Source organism: Pseudomonas sp. CCC3.1 (assembly GCF_034347405.1).
In the GTDB taxonomy this organism is placed as follows: Bacteria; Pseudomonadota; Gammaproteobacteria; order Pseudomonadales; family Pseudomonadaceae; genus Aquipseudomonas.
The window spans coordinates 5,410,443-5,432,746 of record NZ_CP133778.1 but is presented as its reverse complement, the minus strand read 5'-3'; the positions used below and the strand labels follow the sequence as shown (position 1 = coordinate 5,432,746).

Below are 22,304 nucleotides of genomic sequence, written 5' to 3'. Positions count from 1 at the left end.
GATTCAGCAATATGTTTTTACTTGCATACAGATGACGGTTTTTACGGGCTGAATCCTCCATTTTTGCCCTATCTGTGCTGGTCGCCCATTCGAGAGCCCCGCCATGAGCCTTTACGTTAATCTCGCCGACCTGCTCGGCACACGCATCGAACAGGGCTTTTATCGGCCGGGCGACCGCCTGCCTTCAGTGCGGGCGTTAAGCGCCGAACACGGCGTGAGTTTAAGCACGGTACAGCAAGCGTATCGGCTGCTGGAGGACAACGGCCTCGCCTCACCGCGCCCCAAATCGGGCTACTTTGTGCCGATGGAACGTGAGCTGCCAGCCTTGCCGGGCATGGGGAAACCGGCGCAACGGCCGGTTGAAATTTCGCAGTGGGAACAGGTACTGGAGCTGGTGCGCTCTGTGCCGCAAAAAGACGTAATTCAGTTGGGGCGTGGCATGCCAGACGTGACCACGCCCACCATCAAGCCGCTGTTGCGCAGCCTGGCGCAAATCAGCCGTCGCCTGGACTTGCCCGGTCTGTATTACGACAACATCTACGGGGTGCTGGCACTGCGTGAGCAGTTGGGGCGTTTGCTGCTCGACTCGGGCTGCCAGTTGGGGCCTGAAGACCTGGTGATCACCACCGGCTGCCATGAAGCGCTGTCGTGCAGCATTCGGGCGGTGTGTGAGCCGGGCGACATTGTGGCAGTCGACTCGCCGAGTTTTCATGGCGCCATGCAAACCCTCAAGGGCCTGGGCATGAAGGCGCTGGAGATCCCCACCGACCCGCTGACCGGTATCAGCCTCGAAGCCCTGGAGCTGGCGTTGGAACAGTGGCCGATCAAGGCCATTCAGCTCACGCCCAGTTGCAACAACCCGCTGGGCTACATCATGCCCGAGTCGCGCAAACGAGCGCTGGTGACACTGGCGCAGCGCTTCGACGTGGCGATTATCGAAGACGATGTGTATGGCGAACTGGCCTACACCTACCCGCGCCCGCGCACCATCAAGTCATTCGACGATGATGGCCGGGTGCTGCTGTGCAGCTCGTTTTCCAAAACACTGGCGCCCGGCTTGCGGGTGGGCTGGGTCGCGCCGGGGCGTTATCTGGAGCGGGTGCTGCACATGAAATACATCAGCACCGGCTCAACGGCACCTCAGCCGCAACTGGCCGTTGCCGACTTTTTGAAAAACGGCCATTTCGAACCGCATTTGCGCAAGATGCGCACTCATTACCAGCGCAATCGCGACTTGATGCTGGGCTGGGTCAGCCGCTATTTTCCTGCTGGCACTCGCGCCAGTCGTCCTCAAGGCAGCTTTATGCTGTGGCTTGAGCTGCCGGAGGGCTTTGACAGCTTGCGCCTCAACCGCGCACTGCTGGGGCAAGGGGTACAAATTGCCGTGGGCAGTATCTTTTCGGCGTCGGGCAAGTACCGTAACTGCTTGCGAATGAACTACGCTGCCAAACCTACGCAACAGATTGAAGACGCGGTGCGCAAAGTGGGTGCAACAGCCTGCGCGCTGTTGGCTGAAGCCGCTGATCACTAAACGGGGCGCCACACGTTGAAATCACTGTGCATGTTGCTGTTTGCGTTGTGTCTGGGGGGTTGTAGCACATTGGAAGTAAACCGCGCACCGAGCCAGTCGCTGCCAGCTTCGGACTCGGCCTTTGGCCGTTCGATTCAGGCGCAGGCAGCACCGTATCAAGGCCGTTCAGGGTTTCGCTTGCTGCCCAACAGCAGCGAAGCGTTCAGAGCACGCGCCGAGCTGATTCGCAACGCGCAAACCAGCCTCGACTTGCAGTACTACATCGTCCATGACGGGTTGAGCACGCGCATGCTGGTGGATGAGTTGCTCAAAGCCGCAGATCGCGGCGTGCGGGTGCGCATCCTGCTCGACGACACCGCCAGCGACGGCCTGGACGACATCCTGGCAACCCTCGCGGCCCATCCCAACATCCAAATCCGCCTGTTCAACCCCCTGCAGTTGGGGCGCAGCACGGGTGTGACTCGCGCCATGGGCCGACTGTTCAATCTTTCGCGCCAGCACCGGCGCATGCATAACAAGCTGTGGCTGGCCGACAACAGTGCGGCGATTGTCGGCGGGCGCAACCTGGGCGATGAATATTTCGATGCCCAGCCTGATTTGAACTTCACCGACATCGACCTGCTCAGCGTCGGCCCCGTGGCCGAGCAATTGGGGCACAGCTTCGACCAATACTGGAACAGCGCGCTGAGTCAGCCAATTGGCGACTTTGTGTCTTCGCGTCTGTCGCATCGAGAATTGTCCCAAGCGCGTACGGCGCTGGAAGCGTCGCTCAAAAAATCGAAACTGGCCCACCAAGCGTTGTTTCAGCAGTTGGCAGCCTATGAAACCCACCCCCAGATGGAGGTGTGGCGCAAAGAGCTGATCTGGGCCTGGAACCAGGCGCTGTGGGATGCACCGAGCAAAGTGCTGGCCAAGGACGAGCCTGACCCGCATCTGCTGCTGACCACCCAACTGGCCCCCGACCTCGCGGGCGTCAGCAAAGAGCTGATATTGATTTCGGCGTACTTTGTGCCGGGCAAAACCGGGCTCGTGTACCTGACAGGCCGCGCAGATGCCGGGGTCGATGTGCGCTTGCTGACCAACTCGCTGGAGGCCACCGATGTGCCTGCCGTGCATGGTGGCTACGCGCCGTATCGCAAGGCGCTGCTGGAGCACGGGGTCAAGCTCTATGAACTGCGCCGCCAGCCGGGCAGCACGGGTGGCAGCGGGTTGCACCTGTTTCATCCGGGCATGAGTTCGGACTCAAGCCTGCACAGCAAGGCGATGATCTTCGATCAGCAAAAATCGTTTATCGGCTCGTTCAACTTCGACCCGCGCTCGGGGTTGTGGAACACCGAAGTCGGGGTGTTGGTGGACAGCCCGGAGCTGGCCGCAGAGGCGCGCAAGCTTGCCCTGCAAGGCATGGCGCCAGCGCTGAGTTATGAGCCGAAACTGGAAGAGGGCAAGATCGTCTGGGTGACCGAAGACAACGGCCAGATGCACACCCTGACCCGCGAGCCGGGCAACTGGTGGCGTCGGCTGAATGCCTGGGTCAGCAAGACCGTGGGGTTGGAGAAGATGTTGTGATTTGTACTCATACACAGGCTGGCTGGGTACATATCCATTTGATGCGCAACGGCTTTTTACGGGTTCCGGCCTTACGCCGTGTCACTTTGTTAAGAGCGACAAAGTAACCAAAACGCTCTTGCCCCTGCCACTCGGTGCCTCGCCCTGGCTCGGCATGCCCTCACCACAGGCATTGCTCCATGGGCACGCCGCGATCGGCCATCCATGGCCGTGTCGCGGCTAACCCGGCGTCCTGCCGGGTTACCCACTACGCAATACCTGCGTTCGGCCAGCGTGGCTTAAGGGGGCGCCTTAAATCAAAATCAAAAGCACGGAGACCTGAGCGTCGACCGGCTCTTCCTACAAGGGCTTGGCTGCGGTTTGCTCGGCGCCAAATGCGCCCTGGCGCAGCACCAATATCACCAAACCAAAGGCCCCGGCGGCCATGAACAGTGGCAAGGCGTGCCCGCTGATCCATTGGCTGCCCGCGCCTGCGGCCAATGGCCCGATCAAGCAGCCAATGCCCCACAACTGCGCCACGTGTGCGTTTGCCCGCACCAGTGCGTCGTCGCGGTAGCGTTCGCCAATCAGAATCAACGACAGGGTGAACAAGCCGCCCGCGCTGGCGCCGAAGATCACCCACAACGGCCAGATCAACAAGGTGTTGAGCAACAATGGCACCGCCAGGCTCGACAGCATCAGCAGCACGGCGCAACCGGTAAACAGTGAGCGCCGGGACAGGCGATCGGCCAGCGCGCCAATCGGCAGTTGCAGCAAGGCATCGCCCACCACCACGGTGCTGACCATCGCCAGTGCGATGTCAGCGGTGAACCCTTGGCGCAGGCAGTAGATGGGCAGTAACGTCAGAATCATCGCCTCAAAGGCCGCAAATAGAGCGACAGCCCACGCAATAGCAGGCAACCCCCGACAAAACGCCAGCAAGTCCTTGAAGGTCACGCGGTACGCTTCGGTGACCGGTGCGCCGTCGCGTCCCAGCAATAGCAGGGGCGCCAGGGTGAGCAGTGCCACGCCGATCCAGAAGCCGTAGTCGTCCTGCGAACCCACGACGCCCAACAGCAGCGGCCCGGACAGTTGGCTCAGGGCATACGCGCAGCCATACAGCGCCACTAACCGGCCGCGCCATTGCTCGACCACCAGTTGGTTGATCCAGCTCTCGCCGAGAATAAAAATGACCGTGAGCACGATGCCGATCAACAGCCGCAATACCAACCACACCGGGTAGCTGGGCAATAACGCCAGCAACCCGATGGACAGGGCCCCGCACCACAGGCACAAACGCATCAGACCCGGTGTGCCAAAGCGCGCCGCGAGCTTGCTGGCCACGCTGGCCCCGACGAGTACGCCAATGGCGGGCATGGCCGCCATCACGCCAATTGCGAACCCGCCGTAGCCCCAGCTTTCGAGCCGAAACGACACCAGCGGCATGCTCACGCCCAGCGCCAGGCCGACGCTGAGCACCGAGGCCAGCACAGCGAAATAAGTCGCCCAACGCATGTGTGTGCTCCTGTGGATAACAAATCTTGTTGTTATAAACCACTGTGGGAACGGGCCTGCCCGCGAGTCCGGCACCCGCGTCTGATGGACAGACCGAGGTGCCTTCATCGCGGGCAAGCCCGCTCCCACAGAAGGGTGTTGCGTTTAGGGTGTTACAGCTTGATCCAGGTGGATTTCAGCTCGGTGTACTTGTCAAAGGCGTGCAGCGACTTGTCACGACCGTTACCCGACTGCTTGAAGCCACCAAACGGAGCGGTCATGTCACCGCCATCGTATTGGTTGATCCAAACGCTGCCAGCGCGCAGGGCTTTGGCGGTCAGGTGTGCCTTGGAAATATCTGCGGTCCAGACCGCAGCAGCCAAGCCGTACGGCGTGTCGTTGGCAATCTGGATCGCTTCGGCAGCGGTGTCGAAGGCAATTACCGACAGCACTGGGCCGAAGATTTCTTCCTGGGCGATTTTCATGGCATTGCTGACGCCGTCGAAAATGGTCGGCTCAACGTAGGTGCCGCCAGTTTCCTGCAGGATTTGATTCCCGCCAGCGACCAGTTTTGCGCCTTCGCTGTGACCCGACTTGATGTACGACAGCACGTTGTTCATTTGCTGCGTGTCGACCAAGGCGCCCACGGTGGTGGAAGGGTCCAGCGGGTTGCCAGGCTTCCAGTCTTTGAGAGCCGCGATGACCAGCGGCAAGAATGCGTCTTTGATCGAACGCTCGACCAACAGACGCGAACCTGCGGTGCAGACTTCGCCCTGGTTGAAGGCGATGGCGCTGGCAGCCGATTCGGCAGCCGCTTGCAGGTCTGGAGCATCGGCGAAGACGATGTTCGGGCTTTTGCCACCGGCTTCGAGCCAGATGCGCTTCATGTTGGATTCGCCGGAGTAAATCATCAATTGCTTGGCGATTTTGGTCGACCCGGTGAACACCAGCGTGTCGACGTCCATGTGCAAGGCCAGAGCCTTGCCAACGGTGTGGCCATAGCCCGGCAGCACGTTCAACACGCCTGCTGGAATGCCGGCTTCAACCGCCAGCGCAGCGATGCGGATGGCAGTCAGCGGGGATTTTTCGGACGGCTTGAGGATGACCGAGTTACCGGTCGACAGCGCAGGACCCAGTTTCCAGCAGGCCATCATCAACGGGAAGTTCCACGGCACAATGGCAGCCACTACGCCGACCGCTTCACGGGTCACCAGACCCAGTTGGTCGTGCGGGGTGGCTGCGACTTCATCGTAAATCTTGTCGATGGCCTCGCCGCTCCAGCTCAGGGCACCGGCGGCACCCGGCACGTCGATGTGCAGGGAGTCGCTGATTGGCTTGCCCATGTCCAGGGTTTCAAGCAGGGCCAGCTCTTCGGCGTTTTGCTTGAGCAAACCGGCAAAGCGGATCATGGCGGCTTTACGCTTGGCCGGAGCCAGGCGCGACCAGATACCTGATTCGAAGGTCGCGCGCGCATTTTCGACGGCACGCTGGGCGTCCGCGGCATCGCAACTGGCAACCTTGCCCAGCAAGCGGCCATCGACCGGGCTGAGGCACTCGAATGTTTCATTGGAGACCGCGTCGGTGTATTCACCGTTGATGTAGGCGCGGCCTTCGATTTTCAGCTGTTGGGCCCGTTGTTCCCAGTCAGCACGCGTCAGGGTGGTCATTCGAGTGTCCTCCTATTTTGTTGAAATACATTCGCCACGGCATTTTTAGCGGGGCGTGTCAGGAATGCTGTCCAATCCTCTAGAGTGATCGGCACGAGGCATGCGCCACCCTAAACCAGTGGCCCAGGGACTTTCAATATATTTGACACTGAGGTCGCAAACGGCATGGCTTGTTCGTTTTAATAAACATAGACTTTGGCTTTTCTGGCCACTCACGCTGCAATTTCGGGGGGATAAAAACAATGAGCATCGAAAACGTCGTCGACTTCAGCACCGCCAACACCCAGGCTGAACGCTACCATCTGACCCCGGAAAAGGTCCTGAAGGGGAATCCCGAGCAAGTTCTGCACAACCATTACGCCAGCCCATGTGGGCAATTGAACGCCGGCATGTGGGAAAGCGAGGTTGGCCTGTGGAATGTGAATTTCACCGAGCACGAGTACTGCGAGATCTTGCAGGGGGTTTCGGTTTTACGTGACAGAGAAGGTAACGCCAAGACCCTGCGAGCTGGCGATCGCTTTGTCATCCCGGCCGGTTTCAAAGGTACGTGGGAAGTGCTGGAACCTTGCCGGAAAATGTACGTGGCGTTTGAACAGAAAGCCTGAACAGACTGATTTAGACGGTTTAAGAGCTCTGCCCCCATTGTGTGGCGGGGCTTTTTTAGTTGCGGGCTGCGCACAGCTTGCGCACAAATCCTGAAACAGCTGAGTCCGAGCACCTCGATCAATCGGGGCCACTCTTTGGAAGCGAAAGCTGCTCACGGAATGAGCAGGCGCTGACCGGTGATTTCACCCGTCACACATCATCAAGAAGGAAGATTCATGTCTGGTTTTAACGTTTTAAAGGGTGTTCTGTTGGCGACTGGCGTTGTGTTGGGTACTGCGTCACTGCCAGCCATGGCGAGCGAAGACGGCAAGTGCAATACCAATCTGGCGCTCAACTACGTGGTAGCCCCCGTTGTGACGCCAGAGCTTGTAGAGCTTTTACGCACCAGCTACGGCGCCAAAGAAGCTCGTGTAGAGCGCCCAGGCGAGGCGTTCACCAAAGAGTTCAATGCTTACCGCCTGCGAGTGCTGGCTGATAAAGACAACACTTTGGTCCGCCAGATCTGCGGTTAAGCAACAACAGCTGTTTCAAAAGCAACAAAAAAGGCCCGTATCGTGAGATGCGGGCCTTTTTTGTAGAAGAAAAACCAATTACTTGATTTTGGCTTCTTTGTAGATAACGTGCTTGCGAACCCGCGGATCGAATTTTTTGATTTCGATTTTGTCCGGAGTGGTGCGCTTGTTCTTATCTGTGGTGTAGAAATGGCCTGTACCAGCGCTCGACACCAAACGGATCAATTCACGCATGATTAGCTCCCTTAGATCTTGCCAGCGCGACGGATTTCGGCCAGCACGACAGTAATGCCACGCTTGTCGATAATACGCATGCCTTTGGCAGATACGCGCAGACGCACGAAACGTTTCTCTTCTTCAACCCAGAAGCGGTGATGCTGCAGGTTCGGCAGGAAACGACGACGGGTTTTGTTATTTGCGTGGGAAATGTTATTCCCAGTCACCGGACCCTTACCGGTAACTTGACAGACTCTCGACATGCCTCAGCCCTCTAAAACCACATGCCCAACCCGGCATGGGTTGGCCGCTTAATCTCTCAGTCATTTGGCGCTAGGCGCCGCGTTTCTTTAAGGGTCTTACCGGCTACACCTACAAACGAAGGAACCGGGCCCCTAGAAAAGAGCGCTGCTTTATACCAGAAAGACTAAAGCGCAACAACAAGCAGTGTGGTTTGCCTTGATTAATAAAGGCGGCATTCTAGCGACAAACCGCGTGAAAGCCTATGCCCGATGGGTTGCAACCGCTCGTCGCGAGATGAAAGGTTTCAGGTCAATTTTGATCAATCTACTCATCCTTGTAGCCGCTGCCGCAGGCTGCGATAAGGGCCGCAGGACCTTTAAATGACCACAAAGGCTTCAAAAAACGGGCAGCTACGCAACCCTTCGCAGCCTTCGGCAGCGACTACAGGCTGTTTAGTGCTATTAAAAAGTAGTCATTTGGCTAGCAGATCACTAGGGTAAGACTTTTCCAGACTGCACTTGCAGATGGGCCAACGACTTGCAAAGGAAACAGAATATGCGCCTCGCTGCTGCCCCCTTTTTGCTCACCCTGTGCCTGAGCCCGCTGGTTCAAGCGGCCACCTTGAGTGTTTGCACCGAGGCAAGCCCTGAAGGGTTCGATGTAGTGCAGTACAACTCGCTCACCACCACTAATGCCTCGGCTGACGTACTGATGAACCGCCTGGTGAACTTTGACGCCCAGACCGCCAAGCTTGTACCAAGCCTGGCGCAAAGCTGGTCAGTGTCACCTGACGGCCTTGTGTACGATTTCAAATTGCGCCCCGGGGTTAAGTTTCACAGTACCCCGTACTTCACGCCCAGCCGTGAATTGAACGCCGATGACGTGCGTTTCAGCTTCGAGCGCATGCTTGACCCGGCCAACCCGTGGCACAAGGTTGCGCAAAGCGGCTTCCCGCATGCGCAGTCTCTGCAACTGCCCGATCTGGTCAAAAAAATCGAAACCCCCGACCCGCTGACCGTGCGTTTTACCCTCAGCCACCCGGACTCAACGTTCCTGCCTGCGCTGAGCATGGGTTTTGCGTCGATCTATTCAGCTGAATATGCCGACAAACTGCTCAAGGCCGGCACACCCGAGCTGATGAACAGCCAACCGATCGGCACTGGACCCTTTGTGTTCACCCGTTACCAGAAGGACGCCGTGGTGCGCTACAAGGCCAACCCGGATTACTTCGCGGGCAAGCCGAACGTTGACGGACTGATTTTCGCCATCACCCCGGATGCCAACGTGCGCCTGCAAAAGCTGCGTCGCAACGAATGCCAGATCGCGCTTTCGCCCAAGCCGCTGGACGTCGATGCGGCCCTCAAGTACCCAACGCTGACGGTTGCTCAAACCCCGGCTTTTATGACCGCGTTTGTGGCGATCAACTCTCAGCATCCGCCGCTGGACAAGCCCGAGGTGCGTCAGGCGATCAATCTGGCCTTTGATAAAGACACTTACCTCAAGGCCGTGTTTGAAAACAAAGCACAGCCCGCCAACAGCATTTACCCGGACAAAACCTGGGGTTACGCCAAAGACTTGCCTGTCTATGCCCACGACCCGCAAAAGGCCCGCGAACTGTTGACCAAGGCTGGCCTCAAAGACGGCTTTAAAACCACCATTTGGACGCGACCCACAGGCAGCGTACTGAACCCCAATCCAAGCCTGGGCGCGCAATTGCTGCAAGCCGACCTGGCGAAAATCGGGGTACAGGCCGATATTCGGGTGATTGAGTGGGGCGAACTGATTCGTCGCGCCAAAGCGGGCGAGCACGATCTGTTGTTTATGGGTTGGGCAGGGGATAACGGCGACCCGGATAACTTCCTCACCCCGCAGTTTTCGTGCGCGGCAGTGAAATCCGGGACCAACTTTGCACGTTACTGCGACAAGCCCCTCGATAGCCTGATCAGCCAAGGCAAAACCATCACCGAGCAAAACAAACGCAGCGCGCTGTATCAAAAAGCTCAGGCGTTGATTCAGGAACAGGCGCTGTGGCTGCCTCTGGCTCACCCAACGGCCTACGCATTGACCCGCAAAGACGTACAGGGTTATCAGGTGAGTCCGTTTGGACGTCAGGACTTTTCGACGGTCAGTGTTAAGCCTTAAACGTCACATCCAGCCATATTCGACCATTGACAGCGGTTCGCCATCACCGACGATAAAGTGGTCCAGCGCACGCACTTCTATCAAATCCAGCGCCTCGGTGAGGCGCTGGGTCAGGGTGCGATCAGCCTGGCTGGGCTCGGTGATGCCCGACGGGTGGTTGTGGCAAAAAATCACTGCGGCGGCGTTGTGCGCAAGGGCGCGCTTGACCACTTGTCGAGGGTAAACACTGGCGCTGTCGATAGAGCCCCGGAACAACACTTCAAAGGCCAGCATTCGATGTTTGGAGTCCATAAACAGACAACCAAACACCTCGTGCGGCTCGTGGCGCAGCAGCGATTTCAAATAGTCGCGAACTGCCTGCGGGCTCTCTAGCGCAGAGTCTCGACGCAAACGTTCGGCCAAGTGACGACGCCCCATTTCCAGCACCGCTTGCAGTTGGGTGAACTTGGCGGGGCCAAGCCCGAGCTGGCGACAGAACGCCCCCAGATCAGCCTCCAGCAAGGCACGTAAACTGCCGAACTCGGTGAGTAAATGCCGCGCCAAATCGACGGCACTCTTGCCTGAAACCCCAGTGCGCAGGAAGATCGCCAGCAACTCAGCGTCTGAAAGACTGGCCGATCCATGCTCTAAAAGTTTCTCGCGCGGGCGCTCGGCCGCGGGCCAATCTCTGATACTCATAACACCTCCGTGTGTGGGTGCGCCGCTGTTCCGTAGCAAGCGCTGTGTTATCTTAGCCCATCATTTTTGCGTGGCATTTGGCCATTTTCCGCGCAGTCATCATCGAACTAGAAGGCAGGCCTATGCAGCGGCTGTATCGAAAACGCATTGTTTTGGGCGTCGGCGGCGGCATTGCTGCTTACAAGAGTGCAGAGCTGGTTCGCCGCCTGCTGGACCAAGGCGCTGAAGTACGCGTTGTGATGACTCGGGGCGGCAGTGAGTTCATCACCCCTCTGACCATGCAAGCCTTGTCCGGGCACCCCGTTCATCTGGATTTGCTCGACCCGGCAGCCGAAGCGGCCATGGGCCACATTGAGCTGGCCAAGTGGGCCGACCTGGTGCTGATTGCCCCTGCGACCGCTGACTTGATCGCCCGCCTGGCGCAAGGCCTGGCCAATGATTTGCTGACCACGCTGGTGCTGGCCACAGACGCGACGGTTGCCATTGCGCCCGCCATGAACCAGGCCATGTGGCGCGACCCGGCCACTCAAGCCAACACTCAACTGCTCCAGAGCCGCGGCCTCAAGGTGTTTGGCCCAGCCTCCGGCAGCCAGGCCTGTGGCGACGTGGGCTTTGGCCGCATGCTTGAAGCCGATGATTTGGTGCATTGCGCGGCCGAGTGCTTCCAGCACCTGGCGCTGACTGGCAAGCACGTGCTGATCACGGCGGGCCCGACCCAGGAAAACATCGACCCGGTGCGCTACATCACCAACCACAGCTCCGGAAAAATGGGCTTTGCCCTGGCCGAAGCAGCGGTTGAGGCGGGCGCCCGCGTGACGTTGATTACCGGCCCCGTGCATTTGCCCACGCCAGACCGCGTAAGCCGTATCGACGTGGTCAGCGCCCGCGACATGCTCGCCGCGTGTGAAGCGGCGATCCCGTGCGACATCTTTATTGCCTCGGCAGCGGTTGCGGACTACCGCCCGGAAGTCGTTGCGCCACAGAAACTCAAGAAAGACCCGACCAAGGGCGACGGCTTGTTGCTGCAAATGGTCCGCAACCCAGACATTCTGGCCACCATTGCAACGCGCCCGGACCGTCCATTTAGTGTCGGCTTTGCCGCAGAGACCGAGCACTTGCTCGATTACGCGGCACGCAAGCTTAAAGACAAAAACCTCGACCTGATTGTGGCCAACGATGTGGCTAACCCCAGCATCGGCTTCAACAGCGAAGAGAACGCCTGCAGCGTGATTGACCGCGACTTGCACGCCACCGTATTTGCCCAGACCAGCAAGGGCAAGATTGCCCGCCAGCTGATCACTTTTATCGCCGAACGTCTGAACCAGGTTTAACTCGTATGCACGCTTTGCAAGCCAAAATCCTTGATCCACGCATTGGCAGCGAATTCCCGCTGCCGCAATACGCCACACCCGGCTCCGCGGGTCTTGACCTGCGCGCCATGCTTAAAGAAGACACCATTCTTGAGCCAGGCCAAACGGTGCTGATCCCGACCGGCCTGTCGGTGTACATCGGCGATCCGGGCCTTGCCGCGCTGATCCTGCCGCGCTCGGGTCTGGGCCACAAGCACGGGATCGTGCTGGGCAATCTGGTCGGCCTGATCGACTCCGATTACCAGGGCGAGTTGATGGTGTCGTGCTGGAACCGTGGCCAAACTGCATTCAACATCACCATCGGCGAGCGTATCGCTCAACTAGTGCTGGTGCCGGTGGTGCAGGCGCACTTTGAGCTGGTTGAAGAGTTCGACGAAAGCCAGCGTGGCGCTGGTGGTTTCGGTCACTCAGGCAGCCTCTGATTGGCAGCACAGGTCAGGCGCCCTGCCTGACCTGAACCGTTGGCGTGGTAATTCAGGATGAAGCTCGCGCAAATGTTTCGACCCCTTTGTTCGTCTAAACCGATAGCGGCCTTGTGCCGTACGTTCGCTGATGCCATTTGGCCTCGCGAACTCGCGTGTCTAAACACCGTCCAAACGCTCAACATGTACTCGACCGCAGCCCCTCAATCGGTGATTGTTTGCCGCAGGCCCTGGTCAATTTTCGTGTGCGTGACCGCATCAGCCCGTCCCCAAAATCCTTGAGAGTGGAGTCCCCCCTGTAATGAGCAGCCCAGTTTCGGTCGCACCCAAATTCCCTGACACCATTTTTCGCGCCTATGACATTCGCGGCGTTGTACCGGAAACCTTGACCGCTGAAACCGCTTACTGGATTGGCCGCGCCATTGGCTCCGAGAGCCTGGCCAAGGGCGAGCCCCATGTATCGGTGGGCCGCGACGGCCGTTTGTCTGGCCCCGCGCTGGTTGAGCGCTTGATCCAGGGCGTTGCCGACAGCGGTTGCCAGGTTAGCGATGTGGGCCTGGTGCCCACGCCTGCACTGTATTACGCGGCCAACGTTTTGAAAGGCAAGTCGGGCGTGATGCTCACCGGCAGCCATAACCCGTCGAACTACAACGGTTTCAAAATCGTGATCGCGGGCGACACACTGGCTAACGAACAAATTCAAGCGCTGCACACCCGCCTCAAGACCAATGACCTGACGTGGGGCGAAGGCAGCATCGAGCGCGTTGATATTTTGTCGCGCTACGCCGATGAAATTACCGGCGACATCAAGCTGAGCAAGAAGCTCAAAGTGGTGGTCGATTGCGGCAACGGCGCCGCCGGCGTGATTGCGCCGCAACTGCTTGAGGCGCTGGGTTGTGAAGTGATCCCGCTGTTCTGTGAGGTCGACGGCAACTTCCCGAACCACCATCCAGATCCGGGCAAACCTGAAAACCTGGTAGACCTGATCGCCAAGGTCAAAGAAACCAACGCCGACCTGGGCCTGGCTTTCGACGGCGACGGCGACCGCGTAGGCGTGGTAACCAACACCGGCACCATGGTATTCCCAGACCGCTTGCTGATGCTGTTCGCCCAGGACGTACTGGAGCGCAACCCGGACGCCGAGATCATCTTCGATGTGAAGTGCACCCGCCGCCTGACGCCGTTGATCAAGGAATACGGCGGCCGCCCGCTGATGTGGAAGACCGGTCATTCGTTGATCAAGAAGAAGATGAAAGAAACCGGCGCCTTGCTGGCCGGTGAAATGAGCGGGCATATCTTTTTCAAAGAGCGCTGGTTCGGTTTTGATGACGGCATTTACAGCGCTGCACGCCTGCTGGAGATTCTCAGCAAGCAGCACGACACCGCTGAAGAACTGTTTAAAACATTCCCGAACGATATTTCTACGCCAGAGATCAATATCGATGTGACGGATGAGAGCAAATTCAGCATCATTGACGCTCTGCACGACGCCCAATGGGGTGAGACCGCCGAGCTGACGTCGATTGACGGCGTGCGCGTCGACTATCCACATGGCTGGGGCCTGGTTCGCGCCTCCAACACCACACCGGTGCTGGTGCTGCGATTTGAGGCTGATACCGAGGCCGAACTGCAACGCATCAAGGATGTCTTCCACGCTCAACTCAAGCGTGTGGCACCTGATCTCCAACTACCGTTTTGATCGACTTGTTTTACCGGAGCCCTGAATGACCCTCGAACGTGATGCCGCCTCTAACGTCGCCAAGGTTTTATCCGAAGCGCTGCCCTACATTCGCCGCTATGTCGGCAAGACGCTGGTCATCAAGTACGGCGGCAACGCGATGGAAAACGATGACCTGAAAACCGGTTTTGCGCGCGACATCGTGCTGATGAAAGCGGTGGGTATCCACCCGGTCGTGGTACACGGTGGCGGCCCGCAAATCGGCGATCTGCTCAAGCGTTTGTCCATCGAGAGTCATTTTATCGACGGCATGCGTGTGACCGACTCACAAACCATGGATGTGGTTGAGATGGTGCTCGGCGGCCATGTGAACAAGGAAATCGTCAACTTGATCAACCGTCATGGCGGCAGCGCTATCGGTCTGACCGGTAAAGATGCCGCACTGATCCGGGCCAAGAAAATGGTCGTGACACGCCAGACGCCTGAGATGACCACGCCGGAAATCATCGATTTTGGTCATGTGGGTGAAGTCACCGGCATCAACACTGATCTGCTGAACATGTTGACCAAAGGTGACTTCATCCCGGTAATCGCGCCGATTGGTGTAGGCCCGAATGGTGAGTCGTACAACATCAACGCTGATTTTGTGGCGGGTAAAGTGGCTGAAGCGCTGAAAGCTGAAAAGCTGATGCTGCTGACCAACATTGCCGGTTTGATGGATAAACAGGGCAAAGTGCTGACCGGTTTGACCACGGCACAGGTCGATGCGCTGATTGAAGACGGCACCATTTACGGCGGCATGCTGCCGAAAATTCGCTGCGCACTTGAGGCCGTGCAAGGTGGCGTGACCACTGCGCACATTGTCGATGGTCGTGTACCGAACGCGGTGCTGCTCGAAATCTTCACCGACACCGGTGTCGGTACGCTGATTACCAACAGCAAACCGGCCGCTTAAGCCGATTCATAAAAAAGATCCCGTCCGGAGCTTCCGGGCGGGGTCTTTTTTTAGGCCTACTTTACGGGGTGTTAAATCCCGTATTGCGCCCGATAGGCTTCAACGGCAGGCAGGTACTGCTTTAGCGTGTCGTCTTCGGCCAAGAACTGCAGTACTTGGTTCAACGACACGATGCTGACCACCGGAATACCGAAGTCGCGCTCAACTTCTTGAATGGCCGACAGCTCGCCATTCCCGCGCTCCTGGCGGTTCAAGGCAATCAGCACGCCCGCCGCTTTTGCGCCCTGGACCTGAATGATCTGCATGACCTCACGGATGGCCGTGCCAGCCGTGATCACGTCGTCGATGATCAAGATTTCGCCTTCCAGTGGCGAACCCACCAGGCTGCCGCCTTCGCCGTGAGCCTTGGCTTCTTTGCGGTTAAAACACCACGGCATATCGCGTTCATGGTGCTCAGCCAGCGCTACAGCAGTGGTCGCGGCCAACGGAATACCTTTGTAAGCCGGGCCAAACAGCACGTCGAAAGGAATACCACTGTCGACGATGGCAGCCGCATAGAAACGGCCTAACTGAGCCAGCGCGGAGCCTGTGTTGAACAGGCCGGCATTGAAGAAGTAAGGACTGGTACGCCCGGACTTCAGGGTGAACTCACCGAAGCGCAAAACGCCGCGATCGATGGCAAAACGGATGAAGTCGCGCTGATACGCTTGCATGAAAAAGGCCCCAGATACCACGGATTTAGCTAAATAGTAAGACGGCGTGTATCATACACGCACGTGATTTTTGGGGCCATTTATGCGGATCATCAGTGTGAACGTCAATGGTATTCAGACGGCAGTCGAGCGTGGTTTGCTCAGTTGGCTGCAAGCTCAGAATGCCGACGTTATCTGCCTGCAGGACACCCGCGCCTCCGCCTTTGAACTGGACGATCCAGCCTACCAACTGGATGGCTACTTTCTTTATGCCTGCGAAGCTGAAGTCCCTGCCCAAGGCGGCGTGGCTTTGTACTCGCGGTTGCAACCGAAAGCAGTCATCACTGGGCTGGGCTTCGAGACGGCCGATCGCTACGGGCGCTACCTGCAAGCCGATTTCGATAAGGTCAGCATCGCGACCTTGCTGCTCCCTTCGGGGCAGAATGGCGATGAAGACTTGAACCAGAAGTTCAAGCTAATGGACGACTTTGCTCGCTACCTGGATAAGCAGCGTCGCAAGCGTCGTGAGTACATTTACTGCGGCTCGCTGTATGTGGCGCAGCAAAAACTCGACATTAAAAACTGGCGTGACAGCCAGCAGTCTCCTGGTTTCCTGGCGCCTGAGCGGGCCTGGATGGATGAGATTGTCGGCAACATGGGCTATGTCGATGCGTTGCGTGAAGTCAGTCGTGAAGGCGATCAGTACAGCTGGTGGCCGGACAACGAACAGGCCGAGATGCTGAATCTGGGCTGGCGTTTCGACTACCAATTGTTGACCCCGGGCTTGCGCCGCTTTGTACGCAGCGCTCGCTTGCCGCGTCAGCCGCGCTTCTCGCAACATGCGCCGTTGATCGTGGACTACGACTGGACACTGACTATCTAAGTGTTTTTTCGCAGTTATAAAAATGCCCGTATCGAAAGATACGGGCATTTTTTTTGTGAGCCTCACTGCAAGAGCGAGCTTGCCTCGCGATCTCTTGATCTTTAAAAAGATCGCTAGGCGAGCTCGCTCCTACAAATATTTGGCTTACTTGATCGGGCGCCAGGTGAAGGGGTAGCGGTACGCCACGCCGTCATTGGCTTTAACCCCGGCGATGACCACCAGCACCACCGCGCCGATGAACACCAGGCCGAGCAAGACGAAGCCAATCAGAACAAACATCAGCACGTAGCAAATGGCCGAAGCAATCGCCACAGTGATCTGAAAGTTCAGAGACTCCTTGCCCTGCTCGTCGATAAAGGGATCGCTCTCACGCTTGAGCTGCCACAGAATCAACGGCCCGATCAGGTTGCCAAACGGAAACCACATTCCAAGGAACGCCGCAAAATGACAGAACATCGCCCATTGACGAGCTTCACGGCTCGGCTTTGGGGTTGAAAGGTCTGACTCAGTCATGGCGTTCTCCTGTCGATCAGTCAACCAACGCCGCCTGTTGCAAGGCGAAGATTTCGTTCATGCCTTTTTGTGCCAGTGCCAGCATGGCGTTCAGCTCTTCCGGCTGGAACGGCGCACCTTCGGCGGTGCCCTGAACTTCGATGAAACCACCGCTGCTGGTCATCACGACGTTCAAGTCGGTTTCGGCTGCCGAATCTTCAGGGTAGTCCAGGTCAAGCACTGGCACGCCTTGATACATGCCCACCGATACAGCGGCGATCATTTGCTTGATCGGGTCGCCGCCTTTGAGGCCACCACGCTTTTTGATCACTTTCAGCGCATCAACCAGTGCAACCATTGAGCCGGTGATCGACGCGGTACGGGTACCGCCGTCAGCCTGGATCACGTCGCAATCGACGTACAGAGTGATGTCGCCCAGCTTGGACATATCCAGTGCAGCTCGCAGCGAGCGGCCGATCAGGCGCTGGATTTCAAGGGTGCGGCCGCCTTGCTTGCCACGGCTCGCTTCACGCTGGTTACGCTCGCCAGTGGCGCGCGGCAGCATGCCGTATTCGGCTGTCAGCCAGCCTTGGCCCTGACCTTTAAGGAAGCGCGGAACGCCGTTCTCGACGCTGACGGTGCAGATGACTTTAGTGTCACCGAACTCGACCAGTACAGAACCCTCTGCGTGTTTGGTGTAGTTGCGGGTGATGCGGATCGGGCGCAGCTGATCGGCAACGCGACCACTTGGACGTTTCATGTGGGATACCTGTACGGGACGGAAAACTGCCGAGCATTATAAAGGCCATGGCCGATCAGGGCACATTTAAAACGCATGCTATGTTTTGCCGCGACCCATACGTGGGAGTCTGGCTTGCCAGCGATACGAGCAATGCGTTCTTACTGTAAGCCCCCTCCGATACCATCGCTGGCAAGCCAGCTCCCACGCAAAACAAGTCCGGCTTTACGACAGACGCCGTTTGGGGCCATCGCCCGCACTGCGTTACAATCCGCCGCCTTAATAGCCGCCCGGCTTAATTCATCAGATCGCGAGGTACCTCCATGGTGCACAGCATGACCGCCTTTGCCCGCGTCGAAAGCGCCGGCACTCAGGGCACCCTGAGCTGGGAGCTGCGCTCGGTCAACAGCCGTTACCTGGAGCCGCACCTGCGTTTGCCCGAGTCTTTCCGGGACCTCGAAGGGGCTGTGCGTGAAGCGCTGCGTCAGGGCATTTCCCGAGGCAAACTTGAGTGCACCTTGCGCTTCACCGAAGAAACCACTGGCAAACCGCTACAGGTCGACCGCGAGCGCGCCGCACAATTGGTCGCCGCAGCCGAAACCATCGCCAGCCTGATCAAGCAGCCCGCGGCCCTCAACCCGCTTGAAGTGCTGGCCTGGCCCGGTGTTTTGGTGGCCGACGCTACCGACCCGCAAGCCCTGAACAACCAGGCACTGGCGCTGTTCAAGCAAGGTCTGCAAGAGCTCAAGAATGGCCGCGAGCGCGAAGGCGCAGAGCTGGCCCGCTTGATCAGTGAACGCTTGACCGCCATTGAAGGCGACGTCGAGACCCTGCGCGTGCTGGTCCCGCAAATGCTCGCTACCCAGCGGCAAAAGGTGCTGGATCGCTTTGCTGACATGAAAGCCGAACTTGATCCGCAGCGCCTTGAGCAAGAAATGGTCATGCTCGCGCAAAAAAGCGACGTTGCCGAAGAGCTTGACCGCCTCAGCACTCACATTCTTGAAGTGCGCCGCGTGCTCAAGTCAGGCGGTGCCGCCGGTCGGCGTCTCGACTTCCTGATGCAAGAACTTAACCGGGAAGCCAACACCCTCGGCTCCAAGGCATTCGACCCGCGCAGCACCCAAGCAGCGGTCAACCTCAAAGTGTTGATCGAGCAAATGCGCGAACAAGTACAGAATATTGAGTAAGGTTCACCCCGACATGACCCACAGCACTGGCACCCTCTACATTATTTCCGCGCCTTCAGGGGCGGGGAAAAGCAGCCTGGTCAAGGCCCTGATCGACGTTGAGCCGCAGATCCGCGTCTCGGTGTCGCACACCACCCGGGCCATGCGCCCCGGCGAAGTGGACGGCGTGCACTATCACTTCGTCGAGCGCGAAGCGTTCGTGAAGATGATCGAGCACGGCGACTTCCTGGAGCGCGCAGAAGTGTTTGGCAATCTGTATGGCACTTCGCAAAGCTACTTGCAGCAGACGCTGGATGAAGGCCACGACCTGATTCTGGAGATCGACTGGCAAGGCGCCGAGCAGGTTCGCAAGCTGATGCCGCAAGCGCGTTCAATCTTCATTCTGCCGCCGAGCCAACAGGCCTTGCGTGATCGTCTGGATAATCGCGGGCAGGACAGTGCCGAGATTATTGACGGCCGCATGCGCGAAGCCGTGAGTGAAATGAGCCACTACGTCGACTACGACTACCTGATCATTAACGACGACTTTGCACTGGCACTGGAGGACATGAAGGCCATTTTCCGCGCCAATCGCCTCCAGCAAAAACGTCAACAGCAGCGTTTTGGTAAATTACTGGCCGAACTGCTCGGCTAAAACAGCACTTCCCAAAACCCCTGCAAGCGCTTTACATTGGCGCTTACAGAGGCTTTGGGTGGTGTGCTTGAAAAATCAGCGCTTCCCTAATGGCTGGTGATTTTTTAAACTGTCGAGTCCGCTCGCCCATCCGGGCAGCGCGCATATTGCATTTGCTACGAGGAAGACCATGGCCCGCGTAACCGTTGAAGACTGTCTAGAACACGTGGATAACCGCTTTGAGCTGGTCATGCTGTCTACCAAGCGTGCCCGTCAACTGGCCACCGGCGGTAAAGAGCCTCTGGTGCAGTGGGAAAACGACAAGCCTACCGTTGTTGCCCTGCGTGAAATCGCAGAAGGCCTGATGAGCTACGAGTTTATCGCCAACGCTGAAATCGTCGAAGACGAACCGCTGTTCGCAGCGTTCGAGGACGAGTCCAACGAGGCGAACTAAGCCTATGCCCGGTCGACGTAGTACGGCGAAGGGTTCACAGTTTTGGCAGGAGGCTCCCTCATGCCGAGCATAGACGCCCTCGCCGATCGCTTGTCGGCCTACCTCAGTGCGGACCAGGTCAATCTGGTCCGACGAGCGTATTTCTACGCAGAACAAGCCCACGACGGCCAACGCCGACGCAGCGGCGAGCCTTATGTCACGCACCCGCTGGCAGTGGCAAACATCCTTGCCGACATGCATATGGACCATCAGAGCCTGATGGCGGCCATGCTGCATGACGTGATCGAAGACACCGGTATAGCCAAAGAAGCGCTTGTGGCGCAGTTCGGTGAAACCGTGGCCGAACTGGTCGATGGCGTCAGCAAGCTGACCCAGATGAACTTCGAAACCAAAGCCGAAGCCCAAGCTGAAAACTTCCAGAAAATGGCCATGGCCATGGCGCGAGATATTCGTGTGATTCTGGTGAAGCTGGCTGACCGCTTGCACAACATGCGCACCCTCGAAGTGCTGTCCGGCGAAAAACGCCGGCGGATTGCCAAGGAAACCCTGGAAATCTACGCGCCCATTGCCAATCGGCTGGGCATGCACAGCATTCGTATCGAATTCGAAGACCTCGGTTTCAAAGCGATGTACCCGATGCGCTCCGCGCGCATTTACCAGGCAGTCAAACGCGCCCGGGGCAATCGCAAAGAAATCGTCAACAAAATTGAAGAATCGCTCAGCCACTGCCTGGCCATTGATGGCATTCAGGGTGAAGTGAGCGGTCGCCAAAAGCATATCTACGGCATCTACAAAAAGATGCGCGGCAAGCGGCGGGCCTTCAACGAGATCATGGACGTGTATGCGTTCCGGATCATCGTCGACAAGGTCGATACCTGCTACCGCGTGTTGGGCGCTGTACATAATTTGTACAAACCCCTGCCGGGGCGCTTCAAAGACTACATCGCCATTCCCAAAGCCAACGGCTACCAGTCGCTGCACACCACGCTGTTTGGCATGCACGGCGTACCGATCGAAATTCAGATCCGTACCCGTGAAATGGAAGAAATGGCCAACAACGGCATCGCTGCGCACTGGTTGTACAAGTCCAGTGGTGACGAGCAGCACACGGGGACTCACGCCCGGGCGCGCCAATGGGTCAAAGGCGTGCTGGAAATGCAGCAGCGCGCAGGCAACTCCCTCGAATTTATCGAAAGCGTAAAAATCGACCTGTTCCCGGACGAGGTCTACGTCTTTACGCCTAAAGGCCGAATCATGGAGCTGCCTAAAGGCTCCACGGCGGTCGACTTTGCCTACGCGGTGCACACCGACGTCGGCAACAGCTGCATTGCGTGCCGCATCAATCGCCGTCTCGCTCCGCTGTCCGAGCCCCTGCAAAGCGGCTCCACGGTCGAGATCGTCAGCGCCCCCGGCGCGCGTCCGAACCCGGCCTGGCTCAACTTTGTGGTCACCGGCAAGGCCCGCACGCACATTCGCCATGCCCTGAAACTGCAACGCCGCTCCGAGTCGATCAACCTCGGCGAGCGTTTGCTGAACAAGGTGCTCAACGGCTTCAACAGCGCGCTGGACAAGATCCCGGCCGAGCGGGTTCAGGCCATGCTCCAGGAATACCGCCTGGAACAGATCGAAGACCTGCTCGAAGACATTGGCCTGGGCAACCGCATGGCGTACGTCGTAGCCCGACGCTTGCTGGGCGAGGGCGAGCAACTGCCGAGCCCTGAAGGTCCACTGGCGATTCGCGGAACAGAAGGTTTGGTGCTCAGTTACGCCAAATGCTGTACGCCGATCCCGGGCGATCCGATTGTCGGCCACTTGTCGGCGGGCAAAGGCATGGTTGTGCACTTGGACAACTGCCGCAACATCAGTGAAATCCGCCACAACCCCGAAAAATGCGTCCAGTTGTCATGGGCCAAGGACGTTACGGGCGAATTCAACGTTGAATTGCGCGTCGAGCTGGAACACCAGCGCGGCCTGATCGCACTGCTGGCCAGCAGCGTCAACGCCGCCGACGGCAACATCGAAAAGATCAGCATGGACGAACGCGATGGTCGAATCAGCGTGGTCCAACTGGTGGTCAGCGTGCACGACCGCGTGCACCTGGCTCGCGTGATCAAAAAACTGCGCGCCCTTACCGGGGTCATCCGCATCACTCGCATGCGTGCGTAGCCACCTAATTACAAGGAGT

The 22,304-nt window shown here is 58.2% G+C and carries 21 protein-coding genes and 1 pseudogene; 14 read left to right on the top strand and 8 right to left on the bottom strand.

Features of this window, described 5'->3' with window-relative positions; all coding sequences use genetic code 11:
* Positions 1-103: 103 nt before the first annotated feature.
* Positions 104-1,531, top strand: a complete 1,428-nt coding sequence (locus tag RHM56_RS23805) for a PLP-dependent aminotransferase family protein (RefSeq protein WP_322236640.1) — start codon at positions 104-106, stop codon at positions 1,529-1,531.
* Positions 1,532-1,561: 30 nt separating this feature from the next.
* The gene (locus tag RHM56_RS23800; RefSeq protein WP_322236637.1) at positions 1,562-3,097 is read left to right on the top strand and encodes a phospholipase D family protein; all 1,536 of its coding nucleotides are present in this window, start codon (positions 1,562-1,564) and stop codon (positions 3,095-3,097) included.
* A gap of 339 nt (positions 3,098-3,436) precedes the next feature.
* On the opposite strand, the gene RHM56_RS23795 is transcribed toward RHM56_RS23800, so the two are convergent.
* The gene (locus RHM56_RS23795; RefSeq protein ID WP_322236635.1) at positions 3,437-4,591 is read right to left on the bottom strand and encodes an MFS transporter; all 1,155 of its coding nucleotides are present in this window, start codon (positions 4,589-4,591) and stop codon (positions 3,437-3,439) included.
* Positions 4,592-4,743: 152 nt separating this feature from the next.
* On the bottom strand, positions 4,744-6,237 hold the full coding sequence (locus RHM56_RS23790; protein WP_322236633.1) for an aldehyde dehydrogenase: 1,494 nt from the start codon (positions 6,235-6,237) through the stop codon (positions 4,744-4,746).
* 242 nt (positions 6,238-6,479) lie between these two features.
* Between RHM56_RS23790 and RHM56_RS23785 the strand changes: the two genes are divergently transcribed.
* Complete coding sequence (locus tag RHM56_RS23785; protein WP_322236631.1) at positions 6,480-6,842, top strand: cupin domain-containing protein; 363 nt, start codon at positions 6,480-6,482, stop codon at positions 6,840-6,842.
* 216 nt (positions 6,843-7,058) lie between these two features.
* Positions 7,059-7,355: an I78 family peptidase inhibitor gene (locus RHM56_RS23780; RefSeq protein ID WP_322236629.1), complete on the top strand. Its 297-nt coding sequence runs from the start codon at positions 7,059-7,061 to the stop codon at positions 7,353-7,355.
* Positions 7,356-7,433: 78 nt separating this feature from the next.
* Here RHM56_RS23780 and rpmG read toward each other — a convergent pair whose 3' ends face one another.
* Both rpmG and rpmB read right to left on the bottom strand, forming a co-directional pair.
* Positions 7,434-7,589 carry a 50S ribosomal protein L33 gene (gene rpmG, locus RHM56_RS23775; protein WP_003437824.1) on the bottom strand — a complete coding sequence of 52 codons (156 nt, stop codon included), beginning with the start codon at positions 7,587-7,589 and terminating at the stop codon, positions 7,434-7,436.
* Between the two features lie 11 nt (positions 7,590-7,600).
* Positions 7,601-7,834 (bottom strand): 50S ribosomal protein L28, encoded by a 234-nt coding sequence (gene rpmB / locus RHM56_RS23770; RefSeq protein WP_019410280.1) that lies wholly within the window; start codon positions 7,832-7,834, stop codon positions 7,601-7,603.
* 535 nt (positions 7,835-8,369) lie between these two features.
* Between rpmB and RHM56_RS23765 the strand changes: the two genes are divergently transcribed.
* Positions 8,370-9,956 carry an ABC transporter substrate-binding protein gene (locus RHM56_RS23765; protein WP_322236627.1) on the top strand — a complete coding sequence of 529 codons (1,587 nt, stop codon included), beginning with the start codon at positions 8,370-8,372 and terminating at the stop codon, positions 9,954-9,956.
* A 3-nt stretch (positions 9,957-9,959) separates the two neighbouring features.
* Here the strand turns inward: RHM56_RS23765 and radC are convergent, their stop codons facing one another.
* Positions 9,960-10,634: a RadC family protein gene (gene radC, locus RHM56_RS23760; RefSeq protein ID WP_322236625.1), complete on the bottom strand. Its 675-nt coding sequence runs from the start codon at positions 10,632-10,634 to the stop codon at positions 9,960-9,962.
* A 122-nt stretch (positions 10,635-10,756) separates the two neighbouring features.
* On the opposite strand from radC, the gene coaBC reads away from it, so the two are divergent.
* From coaBC to argB, 4 genes and pseudogenes are all read left to right on the top strand, one after another.
* The gene (gene coaBC / locus RHM56_RS23755; protein ID WP_322236623.1) at positions 10,757-11,965 is read left to right on the top strand and encodes a bifunctional phosphopantothenoylcysteine decarboxylase/phosphopantothenate--cysteine ligase CoaBC; all 1,209 of its coding nucleotides are present in this window, start codon (positions 10,757-10,759) and stop codon (positions 11,963-11,965) included.
* Between the two features lie 5 nt (positions 11,966-11,970).
* Positions 11,971-12,426, top strand: a complete 456-nt coding sequence (gene dut / locus RHM56_RS23750; protein ID WP_322236620.1) for a dUTP diphosphatase — start codon at positions 11,971-11,973, stop codon at positions 12,424-12,426.
* 295 nt (positions 12,427-12,721) lie between these two features.
* Positions 12,722-14,125, top strand: a pseudogene (locus RHM56_RS23745) (phosphomannomutase/phosphoglucomutase); the annotation flags it as partial.
* Positions 14,126-14,150: 25 nt separating this feature from the next.
* A complete protein-coding gene (argB, locus tag RHM56_RS23740) occupies positions 14,151-15,059 on the top strand; it encodes an acetylglutamate kinase (protein WP_019410286.1) in 909 nt (302 codons plus the stop codon).
* A gap of 71 nt (positions 15,060-15,130) precedes the next feature.
* Here the strand turns inward: argB and pyrE are convergent, their stop codons facing one another.
* Positions 15,131-15,772, bottom strand: coding sequence for an orotate phosphoribosyltransferase (gene pyrE, locus RHM56_RS23735; protein ID WP_322236617.1), 642 nt, complete (start codon positions 15,770-15,772; stop codon positions 15,131-15,133).
* A gap of 82 nt (positions 15,773-15,854) precedes the next feature.
* On the opposite strand from pyrE, the gene RHM56_RS23730 reads away from it, so the two are divergent.
* The gene (locus RHM56_RS23730) at positions 15,855-16,634 is read left to right on the top strand and encodes an exodeoxyribonuclease III (RefSeq protein ID WP_003437806.1); all 780 of its coding nucleotides are present in this window, start codon (positions 15,855-15,857) and stop codon (positions 16,632-16,634) included.
* A gap of 144 nt (positions 16,635-16,778) precedes the next feature.
* Here the strand turns inward: RHM56_RS23730 and RHM56_RS23725 are convergent, their stop codons facing one another.
* Complete coding sequence (locus RHM56_RS23725) at positions 16,779-17,147, bottom strand: DUF4870 domain-containing protein (RefSeq protein ID WP_322236615.1); 369 nt, start codon at positions 17,145-17,147, stop codon at positions 16,779-16,781.
* Positions 17,148-17,163: 16 nt separating this feature from the next.
* Entirely contained in the window at positions 17,164-17,886 is a 723-nt protein-coding gene (gene rph, locus RHM56_RS23720) for a ribonuclease PH (RefSeq protein ID WP_322236612.1), read from the bottom strand.
* A gap of 302 nt (positions 17,887-18,188) precedes the next feature.
* Here rph and RHM56_RS23715 point away from each other — a divergent pair, with 302 nt between their 5' ends.
* From RHM56_RS23715 to spoT, 4 genes are all read left to right on the top strand, one after another.
* A complete protein-coding gene (locus tag RHM56_RS23715) occupies positions 18,189-19,052 on the top strand; it encodes a YicC/YloC family endoribonuclease (protein ID WP_322236610.1) in 864 nt (287 codons plus the stop codon).
* Positions 19,053-19,065: 13 nt separating this feature from the next.
* Complete coding sequence (gene gmk / locus RHM56_RS23710; protein WP_322236608.1) at positions 19,066-19,686, top strand: guanylate kinase; 621 nt, start codon at positions 19,066-19,068, stop codon at positions 19,684-19,686.
* 169 nt (positions 19,687-19,855) lie between these two features.
* Positions 19,856-20,119 (top strand): DNA-directed RNA polymerase subunit omega, encoded by a 264-nt coding sequence (gene rpoZ, locus RHM56_RS23705; RefSeq protein WP_016782707.1) that lies wholly within the window; start codon positions 19,856-19,858, stop codon positions 20,117-20,119.
* Between the two features lie 60 nt (positions 20,120-20,179).
* A complete protein-coding gene (gene spoT, locus RHM56_RS23700) occupies positions 20,180-22,285 on the top strand; it encodes a bifunctional GTP diphosphokinase/guanosine-3',5'-bis pyrophosphate 3'-pyrophosphohydrolase (protein WP_322236606.1) in 2,106 nt (701 codons plus the stop codon).
* Positions 22,286-22,304: the final 19 nt, after the last annotated feature.